The 15,716-nt window shown below is 43.5% G+C and carries 18 protein-coding genes and 1 pseudogene; 8 read left to right on the forward strand and 11 right to left on the reverse strand.

Annotated features, from left to right (window positions below):
* The 4 genes and pseudogenes from H6G48_RS04425 to H6G48_RS04440 form a co-directional block, all read right to left on the reverse strand.
* A partial coding sequence (locus H6G48_RS04425; RefSeq protein WP_190719475.1) for an IS607 family transposase occupies positions 1–566 on the reverse strand: 566 nt, incomplete at its 3' end.
* 71 nt (positions 567–637) lie between these two features.
* Positions 638–817, reverse strand: a pseudogene (locus H6G48_RS04430) (DUF6883 domain-containing protein); the annotation flags it as partial.
* 29 nt (positions 818–846) lie between these two features.
* The gene (locus H6G48_RS04435; protein ID WP_008206799.1) at positions 847–1,131 is read right to left on the reverse strand and encodes a helix-turn-helix domain-containing protein; all 285 of its coding nucleotides are present in this window, start codon (positions 1,129–1,131) and stop codon (positions 847–849) included.
* Positions 1,128–1,304, reverse strand: a complete 177-nt coding sequence (locus tag H6G48_RS04440) for a hypothetical protein (protein WP_157221775.1) — start codon at positions 1,302–1,304, stop codon at positions 1,128–1,130. The genes H6G48_RS04435 and H6G48_RS04440 overlap by 4 nt, the downstream gene beginning before the upstream one ends.
* On the opposite strand from H6G48_RS04440, the gene H6G48_RS04445 reads away from it, so the two are divergent.
* Both H6G48_RS04445 and H6G48_RS04450 read left to right on the forward strand, forming a co-directional pair.
* Entirely contained in the window at positions 1,303–1,797 is a 495-nt protein-coding gene (locus tag H6G48_RS04445) for a helix-turn-helix transcriptional regulator (protein WP_190719478.1), read from the forward strand. The genes H6G48_RS04440 and H6G48_RS04445 overlap by 2 nt on opposite strands.
* A 113-nt stretch (positions 1,798–1,910) precedes the next feature.
* Positions 1,911–4,298, forward strand: coding sequence for an ATP-dependent Clp protease ATP-binding subunit (locus tag H6G48_RS04450; protein ID WP_190719481.1), 2,388 nt, complete (start codon positions 1,911–1,913; stop codon positions 4,296–4,298).
* Positions 4,299–4,452: 154 nt separating this feature from the next.
* On the opposite strand, the gene H6G48_RS04455 is transcribed toward H6G48_RS04450, so the two are convergent.
* Together H6G48_RS04455 and lnt are read right to left on the reverse strand one after the other, a co-directional pair.
* Positions 4,453–4,695: a hypothetical protein gene (locus tag H6G48_RS04455; protein ID WP_190719484.1), complete on the reverse strand. Its 243-nt coding sequence runs from the start codon at positions 4,693–4,695 to the stop codon at positions 4,453–4,455.
* 60 nt (positions 4,696–4,755) lie between these two features.
* Complete coding sequence (lnt, locus tag H6G48_RS04460) at positions 4,756–6,282, reverse strand: apolipoprotein N-acyltransferase (protein ID WP_190719487.1); 1,527 nt, start codon at positions 6,280–6,282, stop codon at positions 4,756–4,758.
* Positions 6,283–6,519: 237 nt separating this feature from the next.
* On the opposite strand from lnt, the gene H6G48_RS04465 reads away from it, so the two are divergent.
* Complete coding sequence (locus tag H6G48_RS04465; protein WP_190719490.1) at positions 6,520–7,278, forward strand: GAF domain-containing protein; 759 nt, start codon at positions 6,520–6,522, stop codon at positions 7,276–7,278.
* A 91-nt stretch (positions 7,279–7,369) separates the two neighbouring features.
* On the opposite strand, the gene H6G48_RS04470 is transcribed toward H6G48_RS04465, so the two are convergent.
* Positions 7,370–7,756 carry a hypothetical protein gene (locus tag H6G48_RS04470; protein WP_190719495.1) on the reverse strand — a complete coding sequence of 129 codons (387 nt, stop codon included), beginning with the start codon at positions 7,754–7,756 and terminating at the stop codon, positions 7,370–7,372.
* Between the two features lie 361 nt (positions 7,757–8,117).
* On the opposite strand from H6G48_RS04470, the gene H6G48_RS04475 reads away from it, so the two are divergent.
* The 5 genes from H6G48_RS04475 (at position 8,118) to H6G48_RS04495 (ending at position 12,580) form a co-directional block, all read left to right on the forward strand.
* The gene (locus tag H6G48_RS04475) at positions 8,118–9,107 is read left to right on the forward strand and encodes a CAP domain-containing protein (RefSeq protein ID WP_190719497.1); all 990 of its coding nucleotides are present in this window, start codon (positions 8,118–8,120) and stop codon (positions 9,105–9,107) included.
* A 268-nt stretch (positions 9,108–9,375) separates the two neighbouring features.
* Complete coding sequence (locus H6G48_RS04480; protein WP_147069601.1) at positions 9,376–10,005, forward strand: ribonuclease D; 630 nt, start codon at positions 9,376–9,378, stop codon at positions 10,003–10,005.
* A 375-nt stretch (positions 10,006–10,380) separates the two neighbouring features.
* Complete coding sequence (locus H6G48_RS04485; RefSeq protein ID WP_002756971.1) at positions 10,381–11,031, forward strand: DUF3318 domain-containing protein; 651 nt, start codon at positions 10,381–10,383, stop codon at positions 11,029–11,031.
* A gap of 114 nt (positions 11,032–11,145) precedes the next feature.
* A complete protein-coding gene (locus H6G48_RS04490; RefSeq protein WP_190719505.1) occupies positions 11,146–12,141 on the forward strand; it encodes an anti-sigma factor antagonist in 996 nt (331 codons plus the stop codon).
* Positions 12,128–12,580 (forward strand): ATP-binding protein, encoded by a 453-nt coding sequence (locus tag H6G48_RS04495; protein WP_190719508.1) that lies wholly within the window; start codon positions 12,128–12,130, stop codon positions 12,578–12,580. The genes H6G48_RS04490 and H6G48_RS04495 overlap by 14 nt, the downstream gene beginning before the upstream one ends.
* Positions 12,581–12,586: 6 nt before the next feature.
* Here H6G48_RS04495 and H6G48_RS04500 read toward each other — a convergent pair whose 3' ends face one another.
* The 4 genes from H6G48_RS04500 to petN all read right to left on the reverse strand — a co-directional run bounded on the left by H6G48_RS04500 (position 12,587) and on the right by petN (position 15,680).
* The gene (locus H6G48_RS04500; protein ID WP_190719512.1) at positions 12,587–14,032 is read right to left on the reverse strand and encodes a serine/threonine-protein kinase; all 1,446 of its coding nucleotides are present in this window, start codon (positions 14,030–14,032) and stop codon (positions 12,587–12,589) included.
* 102 nt (positions 14,033–14,134) lie between these two features.
* Positions 14,135–15,388 carry an exonuclease subunit SbcD gene (gene sbcD, locus H6G48_RS04505; protein ID WP_002756966.1) on the reverse strand — a complete coding sequence of 418 codons (1,254 nt, stop codon included), beginning with the start codon at positions 15,386–15,388 and terminating at the stop codon, positions 14,135–14,137.
* A gap of 42 nt (positions 15,389–15,430) precedes the next feature.
* Positions 15,431–15,574: a hypothetical protein gene (locus H6G48_RS04510; RefSeq protein ID WP_002736416.1), complete on the reverse strand. Its 144-nt coding sequence runs from the start codon at positions 15,572–15,574 to the stop codon at positions 15,431–15,433.
* 16 nt (positions 15,575–15,590) lie between these two features.
* Entirely contained in the window at positions 15,591–15,680 is a 90-nt protein-coding gene (gene petN / locus H6G48_RS04515) for a cytochrome b6-f complex subunit PetN (RefSeq protein ID WP_012265708.1), read from the reverse strand.
* Between the last annotated feature and the right edge of the window lie 36 nt (positions 15,681–15,716).

Raw genomic sequence — 15,716 nt, forward strand, 5'->3', positions numbered from 1 at the left:
ATTTTTCTATTTTTATGGCTTCTAGAGCCATACAATCTAGCGGAAAATACCGTAATAATTTCTAAGACATCTGGCGCTAAATCCTCCTCAAATGTACTGTCTTCAGTTCGATTGATAATGACAACTTCAGTTCCGAATTGCTCACACAGACTAAAGATTAGTTCACTACCAAATCTAAGTAATCTATCCTTATGAGTTAAGACCAATCTCTCTACTTTACTATCAACAATCAACCGAATTAATCGCTTTAATCCTTTTTTGTTGTAGTTAAGTCCTGAACCTAAGTCGTCTATAATTTCAACTTGCCAACCGTTTTGAGCGCAAAACAATTCGACAACTTCTTTTTGACGTTCTAAATCTTTCTTTTGATCATGACTAGAAACGCGACAATAGCCAACAGTATAGGAAAGATTCTCTTTTACTCCAAGCAACTGAGAGACGGTATAACGTCGATGCCCGTTAGCAGTTCTTTCTGGTATTAGTTTACCTTCAGACTCCCAACGTCTTAATGTCGATACGCTTACACCTTTTAATTTAGCCGCTTCTGATATGGTCAACTTACTCATAAAACTATTATAGCATAAGTCATGAGTAATTTTGGATAGTATTAGTTAGGTTTTTGGTTTCTGTGATTAACCCCCTCCAGGGCAGCCTGTGAGATGAGCGATCGCAAAACCTCAGCGTTCTCGGCAGTTATTCCTAGACGAGAGCGAAAGACTCTGGCTTGATTTTTTCCTCTGGAATGTTCTGGATTTAAGCAATAGCCAATCAGTTTTTCCATCGAGATTTCTGCCAGTTCCCCGTTGGGTAATTTCATCTGTGGCACTCCGAACTTTCTGACTTCCCTCAGAGCAACTCGATTCGCAATTGGCGGCCCACCACAGAAGCCGCCCGTTGGATAGTATCGAGAGAAACGCCCGTCTTTTCCGGGTCGAGGAGGCGGTCAAGTTGCGCTCGACTGGTCTGCATCCGCGCCGCCATCTCCGTTTTCGTCAGAGAGATCCGTTTCATCTCCTCAGCCAACTGCCGCAACCGCACCCGTTTGAGTGCCACCGCACTACAGTCCTCCTCAAGACCTTCTTCTTTGAGAAAAGCATCGAAATCGGAGCCAGTATGGGGGTTAGCGGTCATATTTTTCCTGTTCCTTCTTGCGCTAGTAGGGGCGAACGGCCGTTCGCCCCTACTAGATTTCCCGTTTTGGGGTTTTTGGGACTTCGCCGATGTTGCCGTGCGGCAGAATCATCTCCCCTCGGCTGATGTAAAAGATGACCCGCGTGATGCGTCTGCCCGTAGGGGCAATTCATGAATTGCCCCTACTCCGCACCTCCCATAAGTCTTGATAACCGGAAAGTGAACGGCACAGGGGCAGCCGATGGGAAAGCTAAACTCTACGTCCTTGATATCGCTGCCAATAATCCGGCAATCTTCACGGCCGAGGGTTTTCCACCAATCTTTGACTGGCTCCGACCCAGCTTCGGCTCGAAAAAACTTGGCTGGCAGCCTTTTCAATCCTTACCTTCTCAGTTATCGTACCTTATATGGTACATCAATCGGATTAATGAGATCTTCAACGGTCGCCCAGAAATTACTGGGAGTACCGCCCTTCGATTGGCGAAATATTGGCAAGTTTCCCCATATTTCCGGCTGAACCTGCAAATTCGTTACGATCATCTCCCCCCGCAAGGCGCACGAAGTGGTCTCCCCCCGCAACGCGCACGAAGTGGTCTCCCCCCGCAAGGCGCACGAAGTGGTCTCCCCACTCCCCCATCACCCCACTTCATAATTCATAATTCATAATTCCCACTCCTGTCCCCTAACCCACCCTACTGATACGGATATCACCCTTCCGGCTAATGTAAAGAAAACGTTACAGTAACAGGTGAAGCCCAGTAGCCAGGAAGCCGTCGATCATGTTTGAATACTTTAACCAGAAAGCTATCAAAGCGGTGATGTTCGCCCAAGAGGAAGCCCGTCGTACCGGTCACAGTGTCGTCGGTACGGAGCATTTGCTCTTAGGATTGATAGGAGAAGCCACCGCCACCGCAGCCTTGATTCTCAAGGATTTAAAAGTTACCCTGCACGAAAGTCGCCGCCTGATTGAAGGAATGACCGGCCGCGGCACCGGTTACAGTCCCGTTAATATCCCTTTTACCCCGAAAGCGAAAAAGATGTTCGAGCAAGCATTTCAGGAAGCTCGACAATTAGGGGAACAGGCGATCGCACCTGAACATCTATTACTCGCTATCACCGCCGATCCCGAATCCCTAGCCGCTAAAATTTTAATTATGCAGGGTGTTGATTTGATCAAACTTCGCGGCCTTTTAATTAAAAATGCCGGGGAAAAAGTCGCTAGTGGTCGCTTCACGGCAAAGAGTGACTATGAAGACCAGAAAAATGCTCCCCAAGGCGGGATTTTAGCCCAATATGGTCGCAATTTAAGCCAAGAGGTCAAAAATGGCAAAATTGACCCTGTAATCGGTAGAGAGCCAGAAATCGAGCGAGTTGTCCAAATTTTAGGCCGTCGTACCAAAAGTAACCCGATTTTACTGGGTGAGCCGGGGGTGGGCAAAACAGCGATCGCTGAAGGGTTAGCACAACGCATCCATAATGGCGATATTCCCGAACTTTTGCAGGATAAACAGGTAATTGCCCTCGATATGGGGTCTTTACTGGCGGGAACCCGTTTTCGCGGCGATTTTGAGGAACGTTTAAAGGGTGTTGTGGAGGAAGTTCGCAAATCGGGCAATATTATCCTGTTTATTGATGAAATTCACACTCTTGTGGGTGCTGGTAGCATGGGAGGAGCCATGGATGCTTCTAACTTGCTTAAACCTGCTTTAGCTCGCGGGGAGTTACAGTGTTTAGGGGCAACAACTCTCGATGAGTATAAACGGCATATTGAGCGAGATGCGGCTCTAGAAAGACGTTTTCAGCCAGTTATGGTGGGAGAACCAACTAAAGAGCAGGCGATCGAGATTTTACGCGGTTTAAAAGCCACCTACGAGGATTTCCATCAGGTAAAATACGATCAAAAAGCGATCGAAGCTGCCGTTAATCTATCCTCGCGCTATATCAATGATCGCTTTTTACCGGACAAAGCGATCGATCTTCTCGATGAAGCGGGATCCCGCACCCATCTACGCTATTCCCTGCAAAGTACAAGTCCTGCGGAGGTTAGGGAAGAATCACCCCTAATTAACCCCGAATCTTTAATTCCAGTGGTGGATGCGGAGGAAATTGCCCAAATTGTCGCCGCTTGGACAGGTATTCCCGTTACCCAATTAACTGAAACTGAGTCGGAATCGCTCTTAAATCTGGAATATCAACTGCACGAGCGGATTATTGGCCAACAGGAGGCAGTAAATGCCGTTTCTCGTGCTATTCGTCGAGCGCGAGTAAATTTAAAGAATCCTAATCGTCCGATTGCCTCGTTTATTTTTGCCGGTCCCACGGGAGTCGGTAAAACTGAATTAACGAAAGCCTTAGCTAAGTTGCTCTTTGGCTCGGAATCCAGTATGATTCGCCTAGATATGTCGGAATTTATGGAATCCCACACGGTTTCTAAGTTAATTGGTGCGCCTCCCGGATACATCGGTTACAATGAAGGCGGTCAGTTAACGGAAGCAGTGCGTCGTCAACCCTATAGAGTGGTTTTGTTTGACGAAATCGAGAAAGCACATCCCGATGTTTTTAATCTTCTCCTGCAACTGTTAGAAGATGGTCATTTGACCGATTCCCAAGGTCGTCGGGTGGACTTTAAGAATACCCTAATTATCATGACCTCGAATATTGGCTCAAAAGTCATCGAAAAAGGCGGTAATAGCTTAGGATTCGAGATTGCTGACGATTTTGCTCAATCCCGTTACCAACAGATTTCTAATCGGGTGACAGAGGAGTTAAAACAATATTTCCGTCCCGAATTTCTCAACCGTCTCGATGAAATCATTGTTTTCCGACAGTTAACTCGCGAAGAAGTTACCCAGATTGCCGATATTCTGATCGCGGATCTAGCCAAACAATTGACAGAAAAAGGCATTTCTGTGGAAGTTACCGCCGCTTTTAAGGATTTGGTCATCAATGAGGGTTATGATCCTAGCTACGGTGCGCGGCCTTTACGTCGTGCTTTAACTCGACGCTTAGAGGATAGTTTAGCGGTCGCGATGTTATCGGGAAAAGTCAATTCTGGAGACCATGCGATATTAGATGTAACTGCTGAAGCTGTGGTGACAGTCTCTAGTCATCAGCGCTCTGAGCAAAGCGATATTCTCTCGCAATTACAGTTACAACCAGTGGGTTAATCCCCTCAAAAATGGCTTTTTTCGGGGTTGAAAATGTTTCAACCCCGATTTTTATCATCTAAGTAGCTGGTTATAATTAAATTAAAAATGGATTTTAGGTTCGATCCCCCCTGCCCTCCTTGATAAGGTAGGGTTGATTCATGAATCAACCCTACTATTTAGGGGACAAGCGTTCTTGAATTTGATTAATTGCCCAGCTGAAAATCGCCCCCGCAATTAAAATACTAATAGCAGGATTGAATAAGGGCAGCCAAAGACGCTGAAAAAGTTTAAATCCTAGGGGAATTCCCGTGGATTCACCGATAACAGCCAGGGCAAACCAGAGAAAGCCCGCTATTACTAAAAACACATCAAATATTAAGATTCTATTCAACCACTTGACAAATTGCTCTTTCATTGCATCAAAAACTTAGGTTATTTATACAGTTCATTCAGGAAAAAGTATAGCACTGTCACCTTAATCCCAAGCTCTCCAGAGCCAAGCTAGTCCGGCAGTAATGATTAAAACTTTAGTTAACCAATCTCCCCAGCGCACATATAAAGTTCTCGTATCCCGTCGATAAATTGTTTCGCTATGGATTTGATATTTATCTAAATCCGATAGCCAAAGGTGATTACCGTGGGGATCGACAAAAGCAGAATAACCTGTATTGGTGGCCCGGGCCATCCATCGATCGGTTTCGATCGCTCGCATGGTATCCTGAGCATGGTGTTGAGCGGGCATGGCGTGGCTATAATGGGCGTTATTAGAAGCGGTAATAATAAATTCGCCTCCCCTAGCAGTTTGACGGCGAAAATGTTCGGAAAAAGCCGACTCGTAACAAATGCCCACAATTATTTTACCGAAAGGGCTGTCAATAATTTGATCAGGATTTCCCTGGATTAAATGCGCTTGCAAGGGAGAAAGGCGATCAACAATTCCGCCCAAAATTTCCTGAAAAGGAACGTATTCGCCTAAAGGCACGAGAATTACTTTATCATACCGACTAATCACCTGTCCCTCGCCATCAATGGTCAAGAGACTATTGTTATACCCCTTGTCCACCTTGCCAAATGCACCTAACCAGATCGGCGTTTTTTTGGCTAAAATTGCCGAATAAATCGAGCTATTATTGACTAAGTTCTCCCAATAGTAGGGTAAGGCGGTTTCAGGAGTTAAGACGGCATCTACTCCTCGATCAGCGAGAATTTGATAACCAGAGGTGTAACCTTCGATCGCCCTTTGAAATCCTAGGGGCGAAAGTTTAATCGTGTTGGGAATATTGCCCTGAATGACGCCAATTTTTATCCCTAAATCCCTTGACTTTTCGATCGGTTTATGGTATGTGTTCCATCCCCAGAGATGGAGGCTAAAACAAATAAGGAGGGGTAAAGAGAGAAAAGCGAGATTTTGCCGCGATTGACGGATTAGGAGCAAGCTTTCGGCGATTAAACCATTAACTGCTACAATTGCCGCCGTTACCGTCGTAAAACCCGATAATTTGCCCAATTGCAGAATCAATAAATTATGGGGACTTTGGCTATAAGCAAGGGTAGTCCACCAGAGAGGGGATTGACTCCAGAGAAATTCTAACCCACACCAGAGGGCAGTGCCGATGAAAACCCGTAGGAGGGCATCGCGAAAAGATGACTGATTAACACTTTTGTTGACATAAAACATAACTAACGTCCAAGTTAGCACGATCGCCGTTCCCCAAAAAGTGATAAACAACCAACAAAACAGGGCAATTAACAAACTCGCTAACCAGGGGACACCCATCCACGTCATCGGGTGAATTCCCGTGATCCAGAATAAAGCCAGACCATGGTAGGCAAAACCCCAACCAAAACCGTATAAAAGCGGTTTTTTTAGGGATTTTTCCGCTAATCTCACAACAATCCACAGGGGGACGAGAGAAATCCAAGCGAGTAACCACCAAGAAACCGGCGCTACTGTTAACCCCATCCCCACACCGGCCAAAATTGCCCAGAGAAAACGCACCATCTTTCACTCCAGTGAGGTTAAACTCCTCTGACCTACTAGATCAGAGTAGCTAGAGGGAAGACAAAACACAAGAGACACACAGAAGTTTTTCAGCACATCTACAATAGAGCAGTTAGCGAGTAAAAAAGCCCTTCCATGAGATGCTATGGCAAGCTATAGACTCAGACAAACAGGGATATGGGGAATGTCACCCTCACCCTGAAAGCCTAAACTCGGACTGAATAAGTGATTGAATACATGGATAATTTTAACCCCAAATTAACGGCTCTGTCTCTTGTCTTGAATGTCGAGGAAAATCTCGAAGATATTTTTCGGAAAATAGCTAGTATGAGCGCTCATCAATTGCGAGCGCGGCACTGTTCAATTATGTTAAGCTCTCCACAGGAATCAAAAGGGGAAATTACCGATTATCTAGAAGTTTTTGCCCATTATGATGATCTATCACCTTTGGCTGATCAAGAAATAATTAAACTCGATCAAGTTATTGCCGACAGTGTAGCGGCCACAGGAAAACCTTTACTAATTAAGGATATCACTCGATCGCCATTTTCCAGTGCAGCCCCTTATCCCAAAAAATCAAATAATAATAGTTTTATATCCGTACCGATTATCCTAAACGAGCAGGTAATCGGAGTAATTAATCTCAGTTTTCCCCTAGACAAAAAACATTTTGAACCATTAGATTTAGAAATCTTGCAGTTATTCGCTCAACAGGCTGCCCAATCCCTGCAAATTTTTCATTTGCAAGGGATGTTAAAATCTCGTTTTGTGGCGATGGCAGTGACTAGAGAAATAGCAGAAATTCAGTCCGAACATTTGATCGCTGTCCCTCCTTATCCCCCGAAATTAGCCAAAATTGTCGCTAAGGCTTTTTTTAAAGAATTAACTCAGGCCGGTTTTGGAACCCATCAAGTTATTGAGATTGCTAATGAGGTTTTGAATTTACTACAAAAGACCCTTAATAAACATAAAAATCGTCTGGAAGGAAAAGATTGAGCGCTAGTCAAGGGTTAAAATCGACTAACTTGCCACTCCAGTAGCGTCTTAAGGAGTAATTGAGATAGTTAACAGCTTAATTGACCGTTGTTTACTGATTACCGCTGCCGTCCTGCCGTCCTAATTCATAGACACCACAGGCAACACAGGCGAGAATACCGACACTAATCGGCCAACTTTTTCCTAAACTAATCTCGATTAACCAATCGGAGAAACCGCCGAGAATGAGAAAGGGAATAATACTAAAGATAGAGGCATAAAAAGCATTTTGGGATTCTCTGGCGACGCGAGTTTTTTCAAACTCCTCTAGGGAAGTATAGAGGAAACGCTCGGCAAAATTAAACCAGCGATAGAAAATTTCTATAAACCAATTTCGCACCCCAGCTAACCCCAGATACAATGCTAAAGACCAGAGACAGCTACCGGCAATAAAGGCCGGGGAAATATTGATAGTGAAGGGCAGAAAGTCGATTACCATAAATGAGAGCCACAGGAGTGATAAATTTGAGCGAGCGGCTTGATCGATCTTAACAAGTCTTGACCCTGGCACCAAAAAGTTGATATCCTCACCCCCGGGGCCGGACGGTGATTTCCAAACCTGACCATTTGGGTTTCTGCTTGCGATCCCTGGGGGGGGTTTCCCAGCTGCCTTATGCCATTTTTCTTTATTCGTGTCCCTCACCCCCGCTCCTCTCCCTTTCTGGGGGTGAGGGAAATTCACTATCTCTGTCATTACTTTAGAAAAATGCTATGACATTCTGGCATATATCCTGTAAATGCGCTAGTATTTAACAGTAAATGCAACCTAGAACGGCGGGGTTTCAGACCCAATTTTTTTGATGAAAAGTTTTTTTAAGAAACCTTATCGGTTAGGAATTTTGATGCTTGTATCGACAAGTTTAATGGCCTGTAGTGCCTTAAACTATAGCTCTTTTACGGAACTCGTGCCATCTTTCTCTCCCGCTCCTTCTCCCTCTCCTTTAGATGCGGCAACTTTACTTGTTTTAGAGAATAAAATCTATCAACAGGTCAATCGCTATCGTCTATCTCGCAATTTATCTCCCCTACTGTTAAATCGGGCAATTTCGCAACAGGCAAGATTACATAGCCAACGTATGGCCGCGGGTTTAGTTCCTTTTAGTCATCAAGATTTTGACAAAAGAGCGCAAACTATTGGTGTTTCGGTTCCCTATGAAGCGGTGGGGGAAAATGTGGCAGTTAATCAAGGTTATGATGACCAGGTAATGATTGCTGTGGATGGCTGGATTAAAAGTCAAGGTCATCGGAAAAATATGGAGGGAGATTTTGATAGTACCGGGATTGGAGTAGCGACGGATAATCAAGGAAAATTGTACTTTACTCAAATATTTCTAAAACGTCAATCCGCTCCTGTTTCTACTAATTCCCTTAGCTACGATCTTATCGGGAATCAATCTTTTTTTATTACCCTCGAACAAAATACTAATTATCAAGTTAATCGCTACCGAATTTCTCAAAATTTACCGCCCCTACGTCTCGATGCTCGCGTTAGTCATGAAGCTCGCTTATTTAGTCAAAAAATGGCCAATAAACAGGCTCCTTTTAGTCATGATGGTTTTGAGGGAAGAGTCAAGGCAGTACAAAGGATGATCCCTTTAGAAAAAATGGGCGAAAACTTGGCTTTTATGAAGGGATATCCTGACCCTGTTGCTGTTGCCGTCAAGGGTTGGATTAATAGTCCTGGTCATCAAAAAAATATGGTTGGTGATTATAATCTCACCGGTATCGGTATCGCTAAAAATAATGTTGGTGAATATTATTTTACACAACTTTTTGTTAAAAAGCGTTGACAAAATCCCCCCGATGATACTTAAATTTAATTACCAGTTTTTAACATCAGTTATCAGTTATCATTTAAGTAGTCGGACATAAATTCTGTGGTCTATCTTAAGAAATGTAAATTGCCGCAATTCTTACTGACGACCGACTCCTTACCCCACAGTTAACTTTACTTTTGTCCAACTACTTATCAGGGAAATAAAGGCAGTCGTGCGATAGGCAAAAGCATTACAAATTTCCCTCCTGTCTCCTGTCTCCTGTCTCCTATCTTCTAACTATATGAACTTAGACAATTTTCAAGTGTGCGATCGAGATTTAAGCGATGACCTATTATCCCGTTATCTAGGGGTTAATTCGATCGCTGTAGATACAGAAACTATGGGATTAATACCGGGGCGCGATCGACTGTGTTTAATTCAACTCTGTGATCCCAGTGGTTTTGTCACCGCTATTCGGGTTTTTAGGGGGCAAACAGAGGCTCCTAATCTCAAAAAGGTCATGGAGGATGAGCGGATAGAAAAAGTCTTTCATTTCGCCCGTTTTGATGTGGCTCAACTGTCCCATACTTTTGCCATTGCCACTCAACCGATTTTCTGCACCAAAATCGCCAGTAAACTGGCTCGGACTTATACCAGCAGTCACGGTTTAAAAAGTCTCGTGCAGGAATTGGAAGGCATAGAATTAGACAAAACCGCTCAGAGTTCTGATTGGGGAAATGCCGCTAATCTCACCCCACAACAACTGAGTTATGCTGCTAACGATGTGCGCTATTTACTGTCAGTGCGAGATAAATTGATGGTGATGATGCAAAGGGAAGAAAGATGGGAATTAGCCCAAAAATGCTTTAGTTGTATCCCCATCTTCACCGCTTTAGATTTACAGCAATACAAAGATATATTTGAGCATTAGCCAGCACAAGTTACAGTCTATTTAATAAGTAAATAGAAGAGAGATTTTGTCTTTGATCCCCCCTTAATCCCCCCTTGATAAGGGGGGTGCTGATCCGCCCTTAATCCCCCCTTAATAAGGGGGGTATCTGACAATTTTTAACACCCACCTACTTAGTATGATTGACTCCCAATCGAACTTTAAAAACCCAGTTATGGATGGTTTCTTCCCACTTCCCCACTTCCCCACTTCCCACTTCCCCACTTCCCACTTCCATCACTGTTTACTGATCACTGAAAATGCTCTCTAGGGCCAAAAGCTGCCAAGATCACAAAAAAGACCGCTATGATCGAAAATAGAAATCATCGTCATTGGTAGAGAATAGGTAAAAAATCTATGACATCTTATGCGGCCTCCTCTGCACGAGCCGAAATGAGCGAACTTCGGCGCCTAAAAACCCTACTACCTCCAGAATTACAAAGTTGGGTAACGGTAGAAGGTTCCACAGAGGTTAACCCCCCCCTGATCCGTTGTGAAGAAATTGGCAGAGATGAGGTAGAAATTCAGATAGATTTAGCCAAATGGGAAAATTTAGCCATTGATCAGCGTAATTTGCTCTTTTGGCATGAAGTCGCCAGGATTCAAAATGATAGTATTCCCCGGGAAGGCTGGGAAATGGCCGCCCTCGCTATTGGCTTAGGTGGTGCAGTGGGGGAATTATGGGTACAGGACGGGTTATTATTGCTTTTGGCTATGGGATTATGTGGGATTTCCGGTTATCGTCTCTGGCGCAAAAATAATGGCGATAAAATTCTCAAAGAAGCGATCGAAGCCGATGAAAAAGCGATCGCCTTGGCCACCCGTTTCGGTTATTCTCTCCCCAACGCCTACAAGAGCCTAGGCAGTGCCTTTAAAACCCTAATTGAACAAACGCCCAACCGTCGTCTGCGTAAGCGTTATGAGACCCGTTTAGATGCCCTGAGAAAGAGTGCAGCCAAAGCGAAAGCCCAAACCCAAGGCCGTCCGCCCCTAGGTGAGATTCGTTAGCCGATGATCACAGGTAATCTCTGACATTACCCATTGGTATTTGGGGAAAAGTGTAGTAAACATTTAAGTGGGTCATCAGGCCTTGTTCATCTATCAAACCATCTCTTTGTGTCGATGACTTCCCAAATTCCTGAAACACGTTTTCTGATCATTCCGATGGAGTATCCGGTTTTGCGGATGCCGGATCGCTTGACTGTCTTGGAAGCAGTACAGTTCAAGGATCTGTTTCACCATCTCATCGCCCAAACACCCACTCCCGAAAAAGTCATTCTTGATCTGAATGCCACTCAATTTATGGATAGTAGTGGTGTGGGTGCTTTAGTCCATAATCTCAAAGCGGCCAGAGCAGAAAATATCGAGTTAGTGCTGGCTAACGTCCATCCCCCAGTGATGGGGGTTTTATCGATTACGGGACTAGATCAATTATTCACTTTCCAAACCTCCCCCCTAGCAGCCCAAGAAAAGAGCTTTACTGCCAATGAAAACCATCTACCGGAAACCCATCCCTCGATTCGCAGTTGGTTAAAGCGCGGTCTTGACATTGTTGGTGGGATCGTGGGTTTATTAATCACGGGGGTTATTTTTGTCCCCATTGCTATTGCTATTAAGTTAGACAGTCCCGGTCCAATTTTTTTCAGTCAAACCCGCTGCGGTTGGTTGGGAAAGGAATTTAAAATTCTTAAGTTTCGTTCCATGTGTGTGGATGCAGAAGCACTCAAGGATAAAATCCCTAATCAAGCGGAGGGAGCTTTTTTTAAAAATAAAAATGATCCCCGGATTACCCGGGTAGGAAAATTTTTACGTCGCACCAGTTTAGACGAATTGCCCCAGTTTTGGAATGTGATCACCGGTGAAATGAGTCTTGTTGGCACTCGTCCTCCCACCCCCGATGAGGTGGAACGCTACGATGTTCCCCAATGGCAACGTTTAGATGTAAAACCCGGTATGACGGGAGAATGGCAGGTGAATGGTCGCTCTCGGGTGAGTAATTTTGAAGAGGTAATTCAACTAGATTTGCGCTATCAAGAAAATTGGAGTTTAGGCTACGATCTACAACTGATTTTTAAAACAATTTTGATTCTCTTTCAAAAAAACAGTGGTGCCTTCTGAAGTCTTAAATTCCCCTTCTTTCCCCCTCCAATTCCATCTACAAGTCCAGACGGAATTGGCAGCTTTAATCCCAGTCCTACAATGGTTTGAATCTCACGGCCGCTCTTTTCTACCCGACTCGGTGCTTTGGCAGTGTAAGGTGGCTTTAGCAGAAGGATTTACTAATGCTGTCCGTTACGCTCACCAACATTTACCACCGACTACACCGATCGATCTAGAATTAACTTTAAAGTCCCATTCTCTAGAAATAAGAATATGGGACCACGGTCAATCTTTTGATCTACAAGCAAAACTTGATTCTCTACAACAACATCCCGTCGCACCTTTGGAAATGGAAAGCGATCGAGGATTAATTTTTATGCGTTCTCTTACTGATACTTTACAATATATCCGCACTGGCGAAGGGAGAAATTGTTTAATTCTCCAGAAAAGTTTTTAAGTCAATTTATCCCCTGCTAGAAACTCCGTCCATGGCACAGGTTTCCAGACGAGAAAAAAGAATTATCCCACCCCCCACACCCCACACAAGGGTGGGGAGATGTCCCCAGGGTGCTTTGAGAGAGAAAGTAATTTGATCGTAGTATAACCACTTGTTATTAACTCGCCAACCGACTTTTGTTCCAAAAGCGTTCCATTTTTGTTGATCATAATTGCTGCTTCCTCCCAAACTTTCATAGATTCTTTTCTGAACAGATATACCGAATTTTCCCTGACTATATTTTAACCAGAGTTGATTGATAGTGGCTAAATCTTCACAGGGAAAGTTATCTATATCTTCTATCTTAAGATATTTTTCTTTAGTTCGATCGGCAACTTTTAAGAAGAGATTAGCCGTTTCTTGATCTGCCTCTTGCCATTTTTCTTGCGCTAATAAATCCCGCAGATTAGTGTAATCAATTGCCTTGGCACTTTTGAGGTTAATTTCCTCCCTGGTGGCGGCTGGAAAAGCTGGCAAAACCGTTTCTTGAATTGTATTCTGTGATCGGGGTTTTGGCGGAATCACGAAGGCTAATTTTACTGCTAACTCTTGCAGGACTTCCCTGGCTGATTGATAACGTTTTTTGGTGCCAAATTCAATTAATTTATCTAAAATTTTACCTAATTCAACACTAACAGGATTATTAATCAGGTGCTGTCTCCATACCCATTCATGTTCACTCACATCGAATAATTCAAAGGGAGATATTCCCGTTAATAAATAGATACAAGTGACTCCCAAACTATATAAATCACTGCTATTAATCGCTTTGCCATTACTTTGTTCTGGAGCGATATATCCCGCCGAACCGATCACTGTTCCTGTCAGGGAAAGGTTAGCAATGGGCATGAATTTAGAGGCACCAAAATCCACTAAAATTATTTTATTATCGCTGCGTCTCCTAATTATATTAGCTGGTTTAATATCCCGATGAATGACTCTTTTAGCATGGATAAAATCAAGAATTGGCAAAATTTCCAATAAAAGATGTTTGATCTTTTCCTCATTGAAAACTCCCTCGCTTTGTAATTCTTGTTCTAGATTTTCTCCCTCAATATATTCTTGAACAAGATATTGTCGCCCATCATTGCTGGTAAAATAGGCATAGAGGGAGGGAATTTGTGGGTGTTGACCGAGATTATCTAAACTAATCGCTTCTTCTTTAAATAATTCCGCCGCTTTCTTGAGAGCATTGCTACCTTGAGCGCTAGGAAAAAATTGTTTAATCACACAATAAGGTTTAGAAGGTTTATCCTCATCAATTGCTTGAAAAGTTTTACCGAAACCTCCTTGACCAATTAATTTTATAGCACGATAACGATCTTTTAGTAATAATTGAAAGCGACATTTTTGACAGAATTTATCTGTAGGATCATTGTTATATAGACAATCGGGATTAAGACATAAACTCATTGTTAGTTCAAAGAGGGATAGGGAAGATGTTTCAGTGAGCAGTAAACTGATAACTGATAACTGATAACTGATAACTGATAACTGATAACTGATAACTGATAGCTAAATCGAGGTTTCTTCCTCTAGCCAAATTTCTGGCTGTTGATTTAATAAAAGCTGGGCTGCCTCTAACATATCATCGACAATATCGCGCAAATCTGTCTTATTATCGATATAAGCTTTTAACGCCTCCATCGGATCTAATTGATTACCCACCCCTAATTCCGGTAAACGGGGACGGGTTAATTGACTAATTAATTCCGCCCGAATACTATAACTATGGGCAGTTTTTAACGCTTCGTCAAGCTGATTGGTGTTGATTAGTTCTAATTGTTCACTGCGAATTTTATAAACTAAGCGGATAACTGCTTCCTGAATATCGTGTTTTTTGAGAGCTTTCAGCAATTCTTTTTGGGGGTTTTCTGCCTCGGAAACATCCACTTCGATGGAACGGAAAGGACGCACGGGTAAAGGACAAAATTCCCATTTAACCTCTCCTTTAGCCACTTCTATTAAAACATAGCCCTTATCTTCTTTTTCCTCGCTAAAATCCACTCGATCGATGCTCCCTGGATAGACAATAGGCGGATCATTGCTAGGATTAAGATTTTGGTGTTTGTGAACATGACCAAGGGCAACATACTCGAATTGTGGACGATTTAGCAACGATAAAGGCACAGTAAAACCTTTACCAACCGCTAAAAATCTTTCTGCTCCTAAACTAGCTCGATCGGCCATTAAATGGGCTAATAAAACTGTTGGTAAACTTGTATCTAATTGGCGAATTTCTCCTTCTAAAACCGGTTCCAAACGGTTAATTAACAATTCATTTACCCCACTCAAGGATAAACCCTCGGTTTCGGGACGGGTTAAGAGAGTGGCCCGGGTTAACCAGGGTAAAGTAATGACTTGGATATCGCCATTGCGGGTGGTGATGCGATGGGTGGTCAGGCGATCGCCAACAATAAACCCCGGCACCGCTAGGGTACGATAGATGGAGAGACTGACACCGCCATTACCATGAGAATGTTGATCGTGATTACCCACTAATAACACCGTCGGGATATTAGCATCGGCAAGACGACGGAATTGACTGGCAAAAGCTTCGTGAACAAAGGGAGGAGGAGTGGCATCGGGAAAGGCATCTCCCCCAAAAAGCACTAGATCCACAGGGGAGGCAATAGCCCGATCGATACAGAGGCTTAAACTGCCCATAAAATCCTCTAAACGCGTGTTTAATCCCGTTTTTGGATTTAAACGTCCATGGGAAAAACCGCTCCCCATGTGAATATCCGATAAGTGCAGTATTTTAATCATAGTAAAGGAAAAACAGGCGTAATTAAGTACACCTGTTCAGGATTATTTTCCTAATTTTTTATCGCCATCTTGACGACGGCGATCGCGCCATTCTGTAGTCGTCAGGTAGAGAATGCCACCACTGACGATAACGAGGAGAATTAAGGCGACTAGAAAGAGAGTGTTGAGAATCAAGGATGTTTCCATGGTATCTATAGATTACCTAGAAACCGTTACGACCCCAAACCACCATGGCGATCGACCAAGTGAACAGGGCGAGAATGCTAACCCAACCAAGTGTCAAAATATCCATAATTGCCTTTGTTAAACGAATTACTTAGGAGTTGAC

Origin of the sequence: Microcystis flos-aquae FACHB-1344 (genome assembly GCF_014698375.1) — a bacterium.
In the GTDB taxonomy this organism is placed as follows: Bacteria; Cyanobacteriota; Cyanobacteriia; order Cyanobacteriales; family Microcystaceae; genus Microcystis; species Microcystis aeruginosa.